The 15,065-nt window shown below is 39.5% G+C and carries 20 protein-coding genes; all 20 read right to left on the bottom strand.

Annotated elements, in window-relative coordinates; genetic code table 11:
- Positions 1-18: 18 nt before the first annotated feature.
- Positions 19-327, bottom strand: a complete 309-nt coding sequence (gene rplX / locus ACQKII_RS15545) for a 50S ribosomal protein L24 (protein ID WP_427460730.1) — start codon at positions 325-327, stop codon at positions 19-21.
- Positions 328-362: 35 nt separating this feature from the next.
- Positions 363-731 (bottom strand): 50S ribosomal protein L14, encoded by a 369-nt coding sequence (gene rplN / locus ACQKII_RS15540; protein ID WP_004233650.1) that lies wholly within the window; start codon positions 729-731, stop codon positions 363-365.
- Between the two features lie 43 nt (positions 732-774).
- On the bottom strand, positions 775-1,038 hold the full coding sequence (rpsQ, locus tag ACQKII_RS15535) for a 30S ribosomal protein S17 (RefSeq protein WP_024364366.1): 264 nt from the start codon (positions 1,036-1,038) through the stop codon (positions 775-777).
- 18 nt (positions 1,039-1,056) lie between these two features.
- Complete coding sequence (gene rpmC / locus ACQKII_RS15530; protein ID WP_010860598.1) at positions 1,057-1,257, bottom strand: 50S ribosomal protein L29; 201 nt, start codon at positions 1,255-1,257, stop codon at positions 1,057-1,059.
- Positions 1,247-1,681 (bottom strand): 50S ribosomal protein L16, encoded by a 435-nt coding sequence (rplP, locus tag ACQKII_RS15525; protein WP_053596061.1) that lies wholly within the window; start codon positions 1,679-1,681, stop codon positions 1,247-1,249. Before rplP ends, rpmC begins: the two co-directional genes overlap by 11 nt.
- A 1-nt stretch (position 1,682) precedes the next feature.
- Entirely contained in the window at positions 1,683-2,336 is a 654-nt protein-coding gene (rpsC, locus tag ACQKII_RS15520; protein ID WP_427460728.1) for a 30S ribosomal protein S3, read from the bottom strand.
- A 3-nt stretch (positions 2,337-2,339) separates the two neighbouring features.
- Positions 2,340-2,684 (bottom strand): 50S ribosomal protein L22, encoded by a 345-nt coding sequence (gene rplV, locus ACQKII_RS15515; protein WP_219361374.1) that lies wholly within the window; start codon positions 2,682-2,684, stop codon positions 2,340-2,342.
- Between the two features lie 22 nt (positions 2,685-2,706).
- Positions 2,707-2,985 (bottom strand): 30S ribosomal protein S19, encoded by a 279-nt coding sequence (gene rpsS / locus ACQKII_RS15510; RefSeq protein ID WP_010860601.1) that lies wholly within the window; start codon positions 2,983-2,985, stop codon positions 2,707-2,709.
- 60 nt (positions 2,986-3,045) lie between these two features.
- Positions 3,046-3,876, bottom strand: coding sequence for a 50S ribosomal protein L2 (gene rplB / locus ACQKII_RS15505; RefSeq protein ID WP_427460725.1), 831 nt, complete (start codon positions 3,874-3,876; stop codon positions 3,046-3,048).
- 47 nt (positions 3,877-3,923) lie between these two features.
- Positions 3,924-4,208, bottom strand: a complete 285-nt coding sequence (gene rplW, locus ACQKII_RS15500; protein ID WP_054767903.1) for a 50S ribosomal protein L23 — start codon at positions 4,206-4,208, stop codon at positions 3,924-3,926.
- A complete protein-coding gene (gene rplD, locus ACQKII_RS15495; protein WP_427460723.1) occupies positions 4,208-4,831 on the bottom strand; it encodes a 50S ribosomal protein L4 in 624 nt (207 codons plus the stop codon). Before rplD ends, rplW begins: the two co-directional genes overlap by 1 nt.
- Before the next feature lie 26 nt (positions 4,832-4,857).
- Complete coding sequence (gene rplC, locus ACQKII_RS15490) at positions 4,858-5,487, bottom strand: 50S ribosomal protein L3 (protein WP_427460721.1); 630 nt, start codon at positions 5,485-5,487, stop codon at positions 4,858-4,860.
- Positions 5,488-5,533: 46 nt separating this feature from the next.
- Positions 5,534-5,842: a 30S ribosomal protein S10 gene (gene rpsJ, locus ACQKII_RS15485; RefSeq protein WP_004233624.1), complete on the bottom strand. Its 309-nt coding sequence runs from the start codon at positions 5,840-5,842 to the stop codon at positions 5,534-5,536.
- Between the two features lie 487 nt (positions 5,843-6,329).
- On the bottom strand, positions 6,330-8,309 hold the full coding sequence (locus ACQKII_RS15480) for an FtsX-like permease family protein (RefSeq protein ID WP_427460719.1): 1,980 nt from the start codon (positions 8,307-8,309) through the stop codon (positions 6,330-6,332).
- Positions 8,299-9,060, bottom strand: a complete 762-nt coding sequence (locus tag ACQKII_RS15475) for an ABC transporter ATP-binding protein (RefSeq protein ID WP_427460716.1) — start codon at positions 9,058-9,060, stop codon at positions 8,299-8,301. The genes ACQKII_RS15480 and ACQKII_RS15475 overlap by 11 nt, the downstream gene beginning before the upstream one ends.
- A 96-nt stretch (positions 9,061-9,156) precedes the next feature.
- Positions 9,157-10,173 (bottom strand): sensor histidine kinase, encoded by a 1,017-nt coding sequence (locus ACQKII_RS15470; RefSeq protein WP_427460714.1) that lies wholly within the window; start codon positions 10,171-10,173, stop codon positions 9,157-9,159.
- 6 nt (positions 10,174-10,179) lie between these two features.
- Positions 10,180-10,863 carry a response regulator gene (locus ACQKII_RS15465; protein ID WP_427460766.1) on the bottom strand — a complete coding sequence of 228 codons (684 nt, stop codon included), beginning with the start codon at positions 10,861-10,863 and terminating at the stop codon, positions 10,180-10,182.
- Between the two features lie 100 nt (positions 10,864-10,963).
- Positions 10,964-12,151 (bottom strand): elongation factor Tu, encoded by a 1,188-nt coding sequence (tuf, locus tag ACQKII_RS15460; protein ID WP_427460712.1) that lies wholly within the window; start codon positions 12,149-12,151, stop codon positions 10,964-10,966.
- A 136-nt stretch (positions 12,152-12,287) separates the two neighbouring features.
- Entirely contained in the window at positions 12,288-14,366 is a 2,079-nt protein-coding gene (fusA, locus tag ACQKII_RS15455) for an elongation factor G (protein WP_427460710.1), read from the bottom strand.
- Positions 14,367-14,446: 80 nt separating this feature from the next.
- Positions 14,447-14,917, bottom strand: coding sequence for a 30S ribosomal protein S7 (gene rpsG / locus ACQKII_RS15450; RefSeq protein ID WP_010860612.1), 471 nt, complete (start codon positions 14,915-14,917; stop codon positions 14,447-14,449).
- Positions 14,918-15,065: the final 148 nt, after the last annotated feature.

Raw genomic sequence — 15,065 nt, 5'->3', positions numbered from 1 at the left:
CCTTCTTTTATTTACTAATTAGTCGATTACTGCACCTGTTTTTTTTGCAACACGAACTTTTTTACCGTTTTCGATTTTATAACCTACACGAGTCGGCTCGCCAGATTTAGGATCGATTAGCATTACGTTCGAAACGTGAATTGCAGCCTCTTGGCTTACAATCCCACCTTGTGGATTCAATTGATTAGGTTTAACGTGTTTTTTCACGATATTTACACCTTCAACAAGAACGCGATCTTGTTTAGGGAAAGCAGCTAGGATTACTCCTTCTTTGCCTTTGTCCTTACCAGTGATAACCTTAACCTTGTCACCTTTTTTTACATGCATGCTGTCGCACCTCCTTGATTGGCACTATCATGAAATTAAAGAACTTCTGGAGCTAGAGAAACGATTTTCATGAAGTTGCTGTCACGTAATTCACGTGCAACAGGTCCGAAAATACGAGTTCCGCGTGGTGATTTATCATCACGAATAATTACACAAGCATTTTCATCAAATTTGATGTACGTACCGTCTTTACGACGAACGCCTGATTTAGTACGAACGATAACAGCTTTAACAACGTCACCCTTCTTGACAACGCCACCTGGTGTTGCTTTCTTAACTGTACAAACAACGATATCACCGATGTTAGCAGTTTTACGGCCAGAGCCACCAAGCACTTTAATTGTAAGAACTTCACGTGCACCTGAGTTGTCAGCAACTTTCATACGACTTTCTTGTTGGATCACTTAGGTTACCTCCCTTCGGAAATTGGTTGTTCCGAAATAGTTATTAAATAATAACCGCTTTTTCTACAACTTCAACTAGACGGAATCGTTTAGTAGCTGATAGCGGGCGAGTCTCCATGATACGTACGATATCACCGATTTTCGCTTGGTTTTGCTCATCATGAGCCTTAAACTTTTTAGAGTATTTTACACGTTTACCATAAAGCTTATGCTTTTTGTGAGTTTCAACTAAAACAGAAATAGTTTTGTCCATTTTATCTGAAACTACGCGGCCCGTGTAAACTTTGCGTTGATTACGCTCAGTCATACTTGAAAACCTCCTTTATCAGTTATTTTCACTGATTTCTCTTTCACGAATAACAGTTTTCATACGCGCGATTGCTTTACGCACTTCGCGAATACGAGCTGTGTTTTCTAATTGACCAGTCGCCAATTGGAAGCGAAGGTTGAAAAGCTCTTCTTTCAGTGATTTCACTTTTAATTCAATTTCAGAAGTGGCAAGGTCACGGATTTCATTAGCTTTCATTAGATTCACCACCAGTTTCTTGACGTTTTACGATCTTACATTTCACAGGAAGCTTATGTGATGCTAAACGAAGTGCTTCACGTGCGATCTCTTCAGATACACCAGCAATTTCGAACATTACTTTTCCTGGTTTTACTACTGCTACCCAACCTTCAGGAGAACCTTTACCAGAACCCATGCGGACTTCTAGAGGTTTTTTAGTGTAAGGTTTATGTGGGAAGATTTTAATCCAAACTTTACCGCCACGTTTCATGTAACGAGTCATCGCGATACGAGCAGCTTCGATTTGACGGTTAGTAATCCAGCTAGCAGTTTGAGCTTGTAAGCCCCACTCGCCGAATGATACTTCTTTACCGCCTTTCGCTTCGCCACGCATGTTTCCGCGGTGTTCACGACGGTATTTTACGCGTTTAGGCAATAACATATTATTTGCCTCCTTCCACAGATTTCTTCGTAGGAAGAACTTCACCACGGTAGATCCATACTTTAACGCCTAATTTACCGTAAGTAGTGTCAGCTTCTGCGTGTGCATAATCAATGTCAGCACGTAGAGTATGAAGTGGAACAGTTCCTTCGCTATAGTGTTCAGCACGCGCGATATCAGCGCCACCTAAACGACCAGATACTTGTGTTTTAATTCCTTTTGCACCAGCACGGATTGTGCGTTGGATCGCTTGCTTTTGCGCACGACGGAATGATACACGGTTTTCTAATTGACGAGCGATGTTTTCAGCTACTAGACGAGCGTCAAGATCAGCACGTTTAATTTCGATGATGTTGATGTGTACACGTTTACCAGTTAAATCGCCAAGGTATTTACGAAGATTTTCAACTTCAGTACCACCTTTACCGATTACCATACCTGGTTTCGCAGTGTGAATTGTAATGTTTACACGGTTTGCAGCACGTTCGATTTCAACTTTAGAAACTGAAGCGTCTTTAAGAGCCGTTTCAATATATTTACGCACTTTGATGTCTTCGTGAAGTAGAGTTGCATAGTCTTTTTCAGCGTACCATTTTGACTCCCAGTCACGAATAATACCAATGCGCAGTCCTATTGGATGTACTTTTTGACCCACGGATTAGCCCTCCTTCTTCTCAGATACCACTAGAGTAATGTGGCTTGTGCGTTTGTTAATTGCGCTTGCACGTCCTTGTGCACGTGGACGGAAACGTTTTAATGTTGGACCTTCATCAACGAATACTTCAGAAACTACTAAAGAGTTGATGTCAAGATCGTAGTTGTGCTCAGCATTAGCAACTGCAGATTTTAATACTTTCTCAACGACTGGAGACGCCGCTTTTGGAGTATGACGTAAAATCGCAACTGCTTCACCAACTTGCTTACCTCGGATTAAGTCTACAACTAGACGTACTTTACGAGGAGCAATGCGTATTGTGCGAGCGATAGCTTTAGCTTGTGTCATTAGGATTTACCTCCTCTCAAAATTAGCGTCTTGTTTTCTTGTCGTCTGCACCGTGACCTTTGTAAGTACGTGTCGGTGCGAATTCACCAAGTTTGTGACCTACCATATCTTCTGTTACGTATACAGGAACATGTTTACGTCCATCATATACAGCAATCGTTAAACCGATGAAAGTCGGGAAAATTGTAGAACGGCGAGACCAAGTTTTGATAACTTGTTTTTTCTCAGAAGCCTCTTGTGCTTCCACTTTTTTCATTAAGTGGTCATCGACAAAAGGTCCTTTTTTCAAGCTGCGACCCATGTAGGAACCTCCCTCTGTGATTCCACCACGGCTCTCACATAGAACCGTAGTTTAACCACTTTATTTTTTACGACTACGGATGATGAATTTATCCGATTTGTTTTTCTTCTTGCGAGTTTTGTAACCAAGTGTTGGTTTACCCCAAGGAGTCATTGGTGATTTACGTCCGATTGGAGAACGTCCTTCACCACCACCGTGTGGGTGATCGTTAGGGTTCATTACAGAACCACGAACAGTTGGGCGTTTACCTAACCAACGAGAACGACCAGCTTTACCGATGTTTACAAGTTCGTGTTGTTCGTTACCAACTTGACCGATTGTAGCGCGGCAAGTAGCAAGAATTAAACGTACTTCACCTGATTGAAGACGTACGATAACGTATTTATCTTCACGACCAAGTACTTGAGCTGAAGTACCAGCTGAACGTACTAATTGGCCACCTTTACCAGGTTTTAACTCGATGTTATGGATTGTTGTACCCATTGGAATGTTTGCTAATGGTAATGCATTACCTGCTTTAATATCAGCATCTGGACCAGATACGATTGTTTGACCAACCTCTAGACCTTTTGGTGCTAAGATGTAAGCTTTTGCTCCATCAGCGTAGTTGATTAATGCGATATTCGCAGAGCGGTTTGGATCATATTCAATAGTAGCAACTTTTGCCGGAATGCCATCTTTAATTCGTTTGAAATCGATGACACGGTATTGCTTCTTATGACCACCACCGTGATGACGAACAGTGATTTTACCTTGGTTGTTACGACCAGCTTTGCGTTTAATTGGTGCAAGCAACGATTTCTCAGGCTTGTTAGTTGTAATTTCCGCAAAGTCTAATGACGTCATATTACGACGCCCATTAGTGGTAGGTTTATACTTTTTAATCGCCATGTGTTTTCCCTCCTTCTTGATTGTTCAAATCATATATCCCTAAAGGATTACATTTCGAATAATTCGATGTCTTTGCTGTCCGCAGTTAATTTAACAATCGCTTTACGACGTTTGTTAGTGTAACCACCATAACGGCCAACGCGTTTGAATTTACCTTTGTAGTTAAGAACGTTTACTTTCTCAACTTCTACACCAAAGATTTCTTCTACAGCGTCTTTTACTTGAGTTTTGTTAGCGCGAGTGTCTACTTCGAAAGTATACTTTTTCTCTGCCATAAGTTCTGAAGAACGCTCAGTAATGACCGGACGTTTTAAAATATCACGTGCTTCCATTATCCAAGCACCTCCTCAACTTTTTCTACTGCAGCTTTAGTGAATACAACTTTTTCATGACCTAAAAGATCAAGAACGTTGATTCCGTTTGCAGTTAAAACTGTTATACCAGGGATGTTACGAGCAGATAGTGCTACGTTTTCATCTAGGTCAGCAGTTACGAATAAAGATTTTTTCTCTAAAGAAAGATCTTTAAGGATTTTTGTGAATTCTTTTGTTTTTGGTGCTGCTAGTGTAAGAGCATCAAGAACTAAGAAGTTTTGTTCTACAACTTTAGCTGATAAAGCCGATTTAAGAGCTAAGCGACGAACTTTTTTAGGTAATTTATAAGAGTAGCTACGTGGAGTTGGACCGAATACGATACCACCGCCGCGCCATTGTGGAGAACGGATAGAACCTTGACGAGCACGACCAGTTCCTTTTTGACGCCATGGTTTACGACCACCACCAGCAACTTCAGAACGGTTTTTAACCTTATGATTACCTTGACGAAGAGAAGCGCGTTGTGCAACTACTGCGTCGAATAATACTGCTTCATTTGGCTCGATTCCGAAGATCGCTTCGTTTAACTCGATTTCACCAACTGAAGCACCTGTTTGACTAAGTACAGATACTTTTGTCATTCCTGTTTCCTCCTTTCTCGAAGTGATTAGTTAGCTTTAATTGCAGTTTTAACTGTAATTAGAGCTTTTTTAGAACCAGGAACATTACCTTTAACAAGTAGTAGGTTACGTTCCGCATCAACTTTCACGATTTCTAAGTTTTGGATTGTAACTACTGTGCCACCCATTTGACCAGGTAATTTCTTTTGTTTAAATACGCGGTTCGGAGCAACTGGACCCATTGAACCAGGACGACGGTGGTAACGAGAACCGTGGGCCATAGGACCACGAGATTGTCCGTGGCGTTTGATAACACCTTGGAAACCTTTACCTTTAGTAACGCCTGTTACATCAATTGCATCGCCTTCTGCGAAAATTTCTACTTTGACTTCTTGACCAACTTCGTATTCTTCAACGTTCACGTTGCGGAATTCACGAATGAAGCGCTTAGGAGCAGTATTCGCTTTTGCTACGTGACCTTGTTCTGGTTTGTTAGAAAGCTTCACTCGCTTATCTTCAAAACCAACTTGGATAGCTTCGTAGCCATCTGTATCAACAGTTTTCTTTTGAAGAACTACGTTTGGAGCAGCTTCGATAACTGTTACCGGGATTAAATCGCCGTTTTCAGCGAAAACTTGAGTCATACCAATTTTTCTACCTAAGATTCCTTTAGCCATTTGTCACACCTCCTGTAAGTTTAAAAAAGTTATATTGTTTTTACCATTAAAGTTTGATTTCGATATCAACGCCAGATGGTAAATCAAGTTTCATTAACGCATCAACAGTTTGTGGTGTTGGGTTAACGATATCGATCAGACGTTTATGCGTACGCATTTCGAATTGTTCACGAGAATCTTTGTACTTGTGAACAGCACGAAGAATTGTGTACACAGACTTCTCAGTTGGAAGTGGAATCGGACCTGATACACTTGCACCTGAACGTTTTGCAGTTTCCACAATTTTCTCAGCAGACTGATCTAAAATACGGTGATCATACGCTTTTAAACGGATACGAATCTTTTGTTTTGCCATTATTTTCCCTCCTTCTCGCCTATTTTCTAGACATTCTCCACGAAAATTTTCCCACACACCGCCATGGCAAAGCGGCCGGGTGTGTCGGCAACCTCTCGTTTCATCGCAGTCAAAGACCAACATTCAACATTATATACAATAAAAAAAGAATAAGCAAGTCTTTTCGCTAAATTCTTTTAAATGTTGTAGATATTCTTAACTACTAATATTTCTCGCTTATTTAAGCCGTTTACTAGTATATAAAATTTCTACGGACATTGCAACACTTAAGGCTATACTACAACTTATTCGGACATTTCAAACAATTAAACACTACCAAATATCTATGAGTAGTTTCTATAAAGACTCATGAAGTTGCTTACACAATCCTATATGTAGTGGTGTTGTGCATTGTTATTTATACTTGCTGAATCAGCTTTACTGCTACGTTAATAAAAAACAGTATGGAGCACCATACTGTTTTTGGAGTTTCTTCATATATATCTATTTATAAAGACTCTCGAATAACTTTTTTATAATAGCCGACAGAAAGTACAGCGAAGATAGCATATAACGCTATATAGCAACTCATAGCAATCCACAAAGGTGCTGTTAACTCTGAGCCGAATAAAAACCATCCTGACTTAACAGCAAAGTAACTATGCAGTAGCCCTATTATTAACGGAACACCAAAGTTAAAGGCTTGCTTCATATAAATACCCTTCATAATATCTTTTTCAGCGAAACCAATCTTTCTTAGTATCGTGTAAGAACCTCGCTCCTCTTCCGCCTCAGACATTTGCTTAAAGTACAAAATGCTACCCGTTGTCATTAAAAATGCTAAGCCTAAAAATGCTGTTGTAAATATCGTTATTCCCAAGGTTTCGATATTCTCTTTACGCTCACTCTCATAAGATGCTTGTATATAACTTTTCGTCTCACCTTCACTATCTATAGAAGGAATAACACCTGCACCCGATTGTATATATAATTTTTCAGCTAAAGCTAAATCTGTTTTTGATTTTAACATGATGGAAGTTTGTTTATGCCATAGTGTTTCATTCGATATTGCAGCTAACCTTTCAAACAATGTGTCTGTTACTACAAAAATTGGTCCTCCGCCACCAGCAGTCACAATACCACTGATAATACTTTCATTTTGTACATCTATGACATGAAGTGTTTCCTCGTGTTCGCCCACAGTTACTACAACGTCTCGATCCTTTTCCATCGGGAACATTTCAGCCATATAACCACCGTAATTCGTTAGAATAATATCATTTCCTGATATAGATGCATTGGATATACTTTGTTGATAATCAGAAAGTGGGATTGTATAGATAGTACCTTTCATATTATAAAATGGACTATCTTGTTGATCCTCTGGTAATAATTGCGCCACTGAAGCTGTAACAGCCTGTAAACGGTAATCAATTCTTTTATAAGCAATATTATTTTGCTCTAACTTTTGTAAGAATTCCTGCCCTTTATCTTCAAGTAAAATATAATCAGCCGGTACTTGGCTGTATGACGATGCTTCAGTCGAGTAGTATGAAATATAAGATAAAGTTGTAATCCCAAGTGATACGCCTGTTAAAACAGTAATAAGTGTCAATGATTTTGCGTTACTTTTCATGCGGTGCATAATTGGTGTTAATGCTAATACATCATGCACAGATAAATGCCCATTCTTCTTTAGTCGGACTGAATTCATGATAAACGCCACGGAAAAGCGGAATACAAGGAATGTCCCACCTATTGTTGACGCTAAAATAATAATCATATTGACAAATAGATTGCCAGCAGACTCTATATCGAATAGTTTTGTTGATGCATAATATCCATATGCTATTAACACCAGCCCTAAAAAGCCAATCATCATTTGTAATGGACTAAAACGTTTTACACGCTCGTCTGCTTGTTTAGATGCACTAAACAATGATAGCAATGATACACGATGAATCATCCACGCCATCTGCACTAGTACAATGACTAAAAGAATAGCGAATACTGAAATAGACTGCTGTAAAGCTTCTGTACTGAATGTCATTGTCACAAGCACTTCTTTCTCTAGTACACGCAGTAATACCATCGCGAAGAAACGTGAGCTGAAAAAGCCCGCCAGCATTCCTAAAACGATTGCTCCAACAAATAAGAGAATACTTTCTACCGCCAGCAAACGCACTATAAGGCCCTTGGTCATACCAATTAGCTGATATAAGCCGACTTCCTTACTGCGACGCTTCATAAATAAATGGTTAGCATATAACACGAAGAACAAAATTATAAAATATAGAATATAAGTCGCAGCTTCAAAACCTGCTGTTGCTGTACCACTCTTCTGTACAGTAGCTAACACCTCAGCATTATTTTGCAATGTCACAAAAGAAAAATACAGTGTGACACTAAAAATAAGCGCGAAGAAATATAAGTAATAATGCTTCATGTTTTTCTTCATGCTACGGAACACGAGTTTACTAAGACTCATAACCGTCACCACCTAGCACACTTTGCGTATGCATGATTTCCTGGAAAAACGACTGTCTTGTCTTATCACCTTTATATAGCTCACTATAAATGAGTCCATCCTTTAAAAACAAAACACGTGTACAAAAGCTTGCTGCTACCGCATCGTGAGTTACCATCATAATCGTCGCTTTTTTCGCTTCATTAATACTTTGTAAGTTTTTCAGGAGCGCTGTAGCTGATTTTGAATCGAGCGCACCTGTTGGTTCATCTGCAAACACAAGTGATGGATTTGTGATAAGCGCACGTGCCGCAGATGTACGTTGCTTCTGCCCACCTGAGATTTCATTCGGATATTTATTTAAAATATCTGTAATACCCAGTAAGTGTGTCAGCTCTTTCACACGACTCTCCGCAACGGTCTTTGGTAACTTGCCAATCGCTAAAGGCAGTAATATATTTTCTTTCACTGTTAACGTATCAAGTAAATTATAATCTTGGAAGATGAAGCCCAACTGCTCACGGCGGAAATTGGCCAACGCCTTTTCCTTCATACCACGTAAGCTTTGACCATTTATTTCAATTACACCCTCAGTCGCAAAGTCGATCGAACACAAAACATTTAACAGTGTCGTCTTGCCTGAACCGGAGGGACCCATAATGCCTACAAATTCACCTTTATTAACTTCTAAATCAATGCCTTTCAATACTTCCTGAGCCGTTGATTTTTTACCATACACTTTTTTTACTTTACGTCCAATTAAAACAGCCACTTAGTCGCGCCCCTTTCTATAGTCTAAGTGTATCCTCTCTCGTTAATCATTTCGTGCGTTTTACATGACAATATAAAAAGGTAGGTGACAATTTCGTCATCTACCTGTTAGTTTGACATATTGGTTTTGCAAGGGGAATCGTAATGTAAATATTGAACCTTCATCAACCCTCGACTGCACGCGTATACGAACGCCAATTTTCAGCGCAACGTTATGTGCCAAGTATAAGCCCATACCCGTAGACTGTGCAGACTCTCTACCAGCTGTCCCCGTATACGACTTTTGAAAGATACGCGGTAAATCCTCCTTACGGATACCAATACCTTCATCTTTTATATGTAACAATATCGCGCCATTTGTATCTACTTCAGTAAATATCAAAATCTCAGTATTTATAGGACTATATTTAATGGCATTTGATAGGATTTGCCGTACAATAAATGCTAACCATTTACCGTCTGTCATTACCGTCTCCGATAACTCTGACACGTCAAAACCAATTCCCTTCTCCAAACACCATGGTTGCATGGCACGAATCTCTTTATAAACAACAGTACGAAGCTCAATTTTTGTCATATAATTATCTTTTTCAATTGAAGCAAGACGAGTTTGATGTAGCTGCTGATCGACTAATAAATGCAGTCTAAGCCACTCATGTTCAAGTTTTCGACGTAATACTAAATTTTCTATTTGAGACAACATTAGATTAATTGATGTTAAAGGTGCCTTTACTTCATGTACCCATGCTAGAAGCTCGTCTGAATACTCCTGTAAGTGTACCTTTGTCTTGTTCAGCTCCATATCTTTTGCATAAAACACATCTTCAAGCTTCTTAAAATATACATCTTGAAATGGTGATAAATCCATATTGTTGCTATGAACGTCATCTAGTTGCCCATCAACATTTCCCAGGAAATTCCTCAGCTGTCCTACTTCTACAATATAGCGCCATAGCAAAAAGATAGAAAAACTAATAAGCATAAAAATATTAACATACGTAATCGAAACACTCACTAAACCAACATCTAAAGAAAATAGTACGTTCAGACTAACTGAGATAAAGACATAAAACCCAATCCATGCTAGTCGTTCTTTAAAAAATAATAGAAGCATCCACACTCACGTCCCCTGCGTTACTGCTATATAGCCAAGCCCTTTTTTTGTTAAAATCACTTCTTGCAATCCAATATCTTCAAGCTTAGTGCGTAGACGATTTACATTCACAGACAATGTATTATCGTTAACAAAACGCTCATCATCCCATAGTTTTCTCATTAGGTCATCTCTCGAAACAATTTGATTAGCTTTTTCCACTAAAATGCGTAATATAAAGAGTTCATTTTTGGTCAATGACACCAATTGTCCTTCATACATAATTTCGCTTCTTGCATAATCGATAACTGCGCCATTAAAACGTGTGACTTCCAACTTTTCTTCTACATAATCATACGTGCGACGTAAAATCGCCTGCACCTTTGCGAGTAATACTTCCATATGAAATGGCTTTTGTATAAAATCATCGGCCCCCATTTGCATTGCCATCACCATATCCATCGGGTGATCACGTGAAGATAGAAAGAGAATAGGCACCTTCGAAATATGTCTTATTTCACGACACCAATGAAAACCATCATAAGCAGGTAGTTGTATATCAATTAATACGAGTTGTGGCTTCTCCTCTATAAAATCATCCATCACCTTTTGAAAATCACTTGGACCTACAACTTGTAGTGACCATTGTGCAAAACGATCTTTAATCATTTCAAAAATTGATGGATCATCTTCTATCAATAAAACTTTCATCTCCATACACAAGCGCCCCTTCCTCTTCTAATTTTAACATAAAAAACCAATCTGTAAGCGTCCCTACAGATTGGTTTAGAAAAATTAGCTTGCGCTAAAATTATTTTTGGATAGTAGCTACTACGCCAGCGCCTACAGTACGGCCACCCTCACGGATAGAGAATTTAGTACCTTCTTCAAGAGCGATTGGAGCGATAAGTTCTACAGTCATTTCGATGTTATCACCAGGCATTACCATTTCAACGCCTTCTGGTAAGTTACAGATACCTGTTACGTCAGTTGTACGGAAGTAGAACTGAGGACGGTAGTTAGAGAAGAATGGAGTATGACGGCCACCCTCTTCTTTAGATAAAACGTAAACTTCAGCTTTGAAGTTTGTGTGTGGAGTAATTGAGCCTGGTTTAGCTAATACTTGACCACGTTGGATATCTTCACGAGCTACACCACGAAGTAAAGCACCGATGTTGTCACCAGCTTCAGCGTAGTCTAATAATTTACGGAACATTTCTACACCTGTTACAGTTGTAGATTTAGCTTCTTCGTTAATACCAACGATTTCAATTACGTCGCCGACTTTAACTACACCACGTTCAACACGGCCAGTTGCTACTGTACCACGACCAGTGATAGAGAATACGTCCTCTACTGGCATCATGAATGGTTTGTCAGTTTGACGTTCTGGAGTTGGGATATAAGAATCTACAGCTTCCATTAATTCAACGATTTTTTCTTCCCATTCTGCTTCGCCTTCAAGAGCTTTAAGAGCAGAACCTTTGATTACAGGAATATCGTCGCCTGGGAAGTCATATTCAGATAGTAGGTCACGGATTTCCATTTCTACTAATTCTAATAATTCTTCGTCATCAACCATATCACATTTGTTCATGAATACTACTAAGTATGGAACACCAACTTGACGAGATAAAAGGATGTGTTCACGAGTTTGTGGCATTGGGCCATCAGCAGCAGATACTACTAAGATACCGCCATCCATTTGTGCAGCACCAGTGATCATGTTTTTAACATAGTCAGCATGTCCTGGGCAGTCAACGTGTGCATAGTGACGAGTTTCTGTTTCGTATTCTACGTGAGAAGTATTGATTGTGATACCACGTTCTTTTTCTTCTGGTGCGTTATCGATGTCAGCGTAAGATTTAGCTGTACCACCCATTTTTTTTGAAAGAACTGTAGCGATTGCAGCAGTTAGAGTAGTTTTACCATGGTCAACGTGTCCGATTGTACCAATGTTAGCATGCGTTTTTGAACGGTCAAATTTTTCTTTAGCCATTAGAGATTGCCTCCTCAAAATTATATGTTTTATTTTTGGAATTTATAGAATGAATGCTGATAGAGAACGGGCCCATCCCCTATCCTGCAATCATAGCTTACAAATTAGTTATACTTTATGCAAGATGAAAATTCAATTATTCACCTTTATTTTTTTTAATGATTTCTGCAGCAATTGATTTTGGTACTTCTTCATAATGATCAAACGTCATTGAGAATACACCGCGACCTTGTGTAGCAGAACGTAAAGTTGTAGCATATCCGAACATTTCAGATAGTGGAACCATAGAACGTACTACTTGAGAGTTACCGCGAGCATCCATACCCTCAACGCGTCCGCGACGAGAAGTAATGTTACCCATGATATCGCCAAGATATTCTTCTGGAATTACAACTTCAACTTTCATCATTGGTTCTAAGATAACAGCGTCACATTGTTTCGCAGCTTCTTTAAGAGCCATAGATGCAGCAATTTTGAACGCCATCTCATTCGAGTCAACGTCATGGTAAGAACCGAATACTAATTTCGCTTTAATGTCGATTAGTGGGTATCCAGCAACTACACCGCGGTCAAGAGAGTCACGAAGACCCGCTTCTACTGCAGGAATGTATTCACGAGGTACTACACCACCAACGATAGCATTTTCGAATTCAAAGCCTTTACCTTCTTCATTTGGAGAAAACTCAATTGTAACGTCTCCGTATTGTCCACGACCACCAGATTGGCGAGTGAATTTACCTTGAACTTTTGCAGAGCCACGGAATGTTTCACGGTAAGATACCATTGGAGCACCTACGTTAGCTTCTACTTTGAATTCACGGCGCATACGGTCAACTAAGATATCAAGGTGAAGCTCACCCATACCAGAGATGATTGTTTGTCCTGTTTCAGTGTCAGTATGAGCACGGAAAGTTGGATCTTCTTCTTGAAGTTTTTGTAAAGCTTGACCCATTTTATCTTGGTCAGCTTTTGATTTTGGTTCTACAGAAAGAGAAATTACTGGCTCAGGGAATTCCATTGATTCAAGAATAACTAGGCTTTTCTCGTCACATAGAGTGTCACCAGTAGTAGTATCTTTAAGACCTACTGCTGCTGCAATGTCCCCAGCGAATACTTTAGAGATTTCTTCACGAGAGTTAGCGTGCATTTGTAGGATACGACCTACGCGTTCACGTTTACCTTTAGAAGAGTTTTGTACGTATGAACCTGAATCTAATGTTCCAGAGTACACACGGAAGAAAGTTAATTTACCTACGAATGGGTCAGTCATAACTTTGAATGCAAGAGCTGAGAATGGCTCTTCATCAGAAGGATGACGTTCTAATTCCTCTTCACCATCAATATCAGTACCTTTGATTGCTGGTACATCTAATGGAGATGGTAAGTAATCGATAACTGCATTTAACATTGGGCGTACGCCTTTGTGTTTGAATGCTGTACCACAGATTACTGGGTAAAATTCTACTGCGATTGTAGCACGACGGATAGCCGCTTTCAGTTCAGCAACAGAAATTTCTTCGCCTTCTAAATATTTTTCCATGATTTCTTCATCAACACTTGCAACAGCATCGATTAATTTTTCACGGTATTCTTCAGCTTGTGCGCGGTGTTCTTCAGGAATTTCACCTTCAGTTACTGCGGTACCTTTTTCGTCGCCGTAGAAAGTAGCTTTCATTTCAACTAAGTCGATGATTGCAGAGAACTCATCTTCAGCGCCGATTGGTAATTGAACAGGGTGAGCGTTTGCTTGTAAACGATCATGAAGAGTTCCTACAGAATATAAGAAATCTGCTCCTGTTTTATCCATTTTGTTAATGAATACGATACGTGGAACACCGTATGTTGTAGCTTGACGCCATACAGTTTCAGTTTGAGGCTCAACACCAGATTGAGCATCTAGTACTGTTACAGCACCGTCAAGTACGCGTAAAGAACGTTCTACTTCTACAGTGAAGTCTACGTGTCCAGGAGTATCGATGATGTTTACACGGTGGCCTTCCCATTGGGCTGTTGTTGCAGCAGAAGTGATTGTGATACCACGTTCTTGCTCTTGCTCCATCCAGTCCATTTGAGAAGCGCCTTCATGAGTTTCACCGATTTTGTGAATCTTACCAGTGTAATAAAGGATACGCTCAGTTGTTGTTGTTTTACCAGCATCAATGTGAGCCATGATCCCAATATTACGAGTATTCTCAAGTGAGAATTCGCGTTTCATAGGAAATTTCTCCTTCCATATTGGGGTAAAGACTGTATAAAAGACCTTGTGTTAGCCAATTAGCTAACACATAGGTTAAATTACCAGCGGTAGTGAGCGAATGCTTTGTTCGCTTCTGCCATTTTGTGCATATCTTCACGTTTCTTAACTGATGCACCAGTGTTGTTTGAAGCATCTAGGATTTCGTTAGCTAAACGTTCTTCCATAGTTTTTTCACCACGAAGACGAGAATAGTTAACTAGGTAACGAAGACCTAAAGTTGTACGACGTTCTGGACGTACTTCAACCGGCACTTGGTAGTTAGAACCACCAACACGGCGAGCGCGTACTTCAAGAACTGGCATTACGTTGTTTAGAGCAGCTTCGAATACTTCAATTGGATTTTCACCAGAACGTTCTTTAACAATTTCGAACGCACCGTATAAAATCTTTTGAGAAGTACCTCTTTTACCATCAACCATCATTTTATTGATTAAACGAGTTACTAGTTTTGAACTATAAATTGGATCTGGTAACACGTCACGTTTGGAAACAGGACCTTTACGAGGCATGTGTTTTCCTCCTTTCGAATAGTTATCGATTTATTTTATAAAGTTGGCCTTGTCGTATTTGTCGGTCAAATAGCTAATCTGCTAGCAAGATTTGATATTTGTGACAACTAGTATGAGGCTCATTATTGAATAACGTTATCTAACGTTA

It is taken from the genome of Lysinibacillus sp. NPDC048646, assembly GCF_050272295.1.
In the GTDB taxonomy this organism is placed as follows: Bacteria; Bacillota; Bacilli; order Bacillales_A; family Planococcaceae; genus Lysinibacillus.
Note: the sequence above shows the minus strand (reverse complement) of the source record. Positions and strands in the feature narration are given on the sequence as shown.

Bases quoted from the DNA above. Each gene is read 5' to 3' on its own strand.
- rplX (WP_427460730.1), bottom strand. From the start codon at position 327: ATGCATGTAAAAAAAGGTGACAAGGTTAAGGTTATCACTGGTAAGGAC.
- rpsQ (WP_024364366.1), bottom strand. From the start codon at position 1,038: ATGACTGAGCGTAATCAACGCAAAGTTTACACGGGCCGCGTAGTTTCA.
- rpmC (WP_010860598.1), bottom strand. From the start codon at position 1,257: ATGAAAGCTAATGAAATCCGTGACCTTGCCACTTCTGAAATTGAATTA.
- rplP (WP_053596061.1), bottom strand. From the start codon at position 1,681: ATGTTATTGCCTAAACGCGTAAAATACCGTCGTGAACACCGCGGAAAC.
- rplV (WP_219361374.1), bottom strand. From the start codon at position 2,684: ATGACACAAGCTAAAGCTATCGCTCGCACAATACGCATTGCTCCTCGT.
- rpsS (WP_010860601.1), bottom strand. From the start codon at position 2,985: ATGGGTCGCAGCTTGAAAAAAGGACCTTTTGTCGATGACCACTTAATG.
- rplB (WP_427460725.1), bottom strand. From the start codon at position 3,876: ATGGCGATTAAAAAGTATAAACCTACCACTAATGGGCGTCGTAATATG.
- rplW (WP_054767903.1), bottom strand. From the start codon at position 4,208: ATGGAAGCACGTGATATTTTAAAACGTCCGGTCATTACTGAGCGTTCT.
- rplD (WP_427460723.1), bottom strand. From the start codon at position 4,831: ATGACAAAAGTATCTGTACTTAGTCAAACAGGTGCTTCAGTTGGTGAA.
- rplC (WP_427460721.1), bottom strand. From the start codon at position 5,487: ATGGCTAAAGGAATCTTAGGTAGAAAAATTGGTATGACTCAAGTTTTC.
- rpsJ (WP_004233624.1), bottom strand. From the start codon at position 5,842: ATGGCAAAACAAAAGATTCGTATCCGTTTAAAAGCGTATGATCACCGT.
- ACQKII_RS15480 (WP_427460719.1), bottom strand. From the start codon at position 8,309: ATGAGTCTTAGTAAACTCGTGTTCCGTAGCATGAAGAAAAACATGAAG.
- ACQKII_RS15470 (WP_427460714.1), bottom strand. From the start codon at position 10,173: ATGCTTCTATTATTTTTTAAAGAACGACTAGCATGGATTGGGTTTTAT.
- ACQKII_RS15465 (WP_427460766.1), bottom strand. From the start codon at position 10,863: ATGAAAGTTTTATTGATAGAAGATGATCCATCAATTTTTGAAATGATT.
- tuf (WP_427460712.1), bottom strand. From the start codon at position 12,151: ATGGCTAAAGAAAAATTTGACCGTTCAAAAACGCATGCTAACATTGGT.
- fusA (WP_427460710.1), bottom strand. From the start codon at position 14,366: ATGAAACGCGAATTCTCACTTGAGAATACTCGTAATATTGGGATCATG.
- rpsG (WP_010860612.1), bottom strand. From the start codon at position 14,917: ATGCCTCGTAAAGGTCCTGTTTCCAAACGTGACGTGTTACCAGATCCA.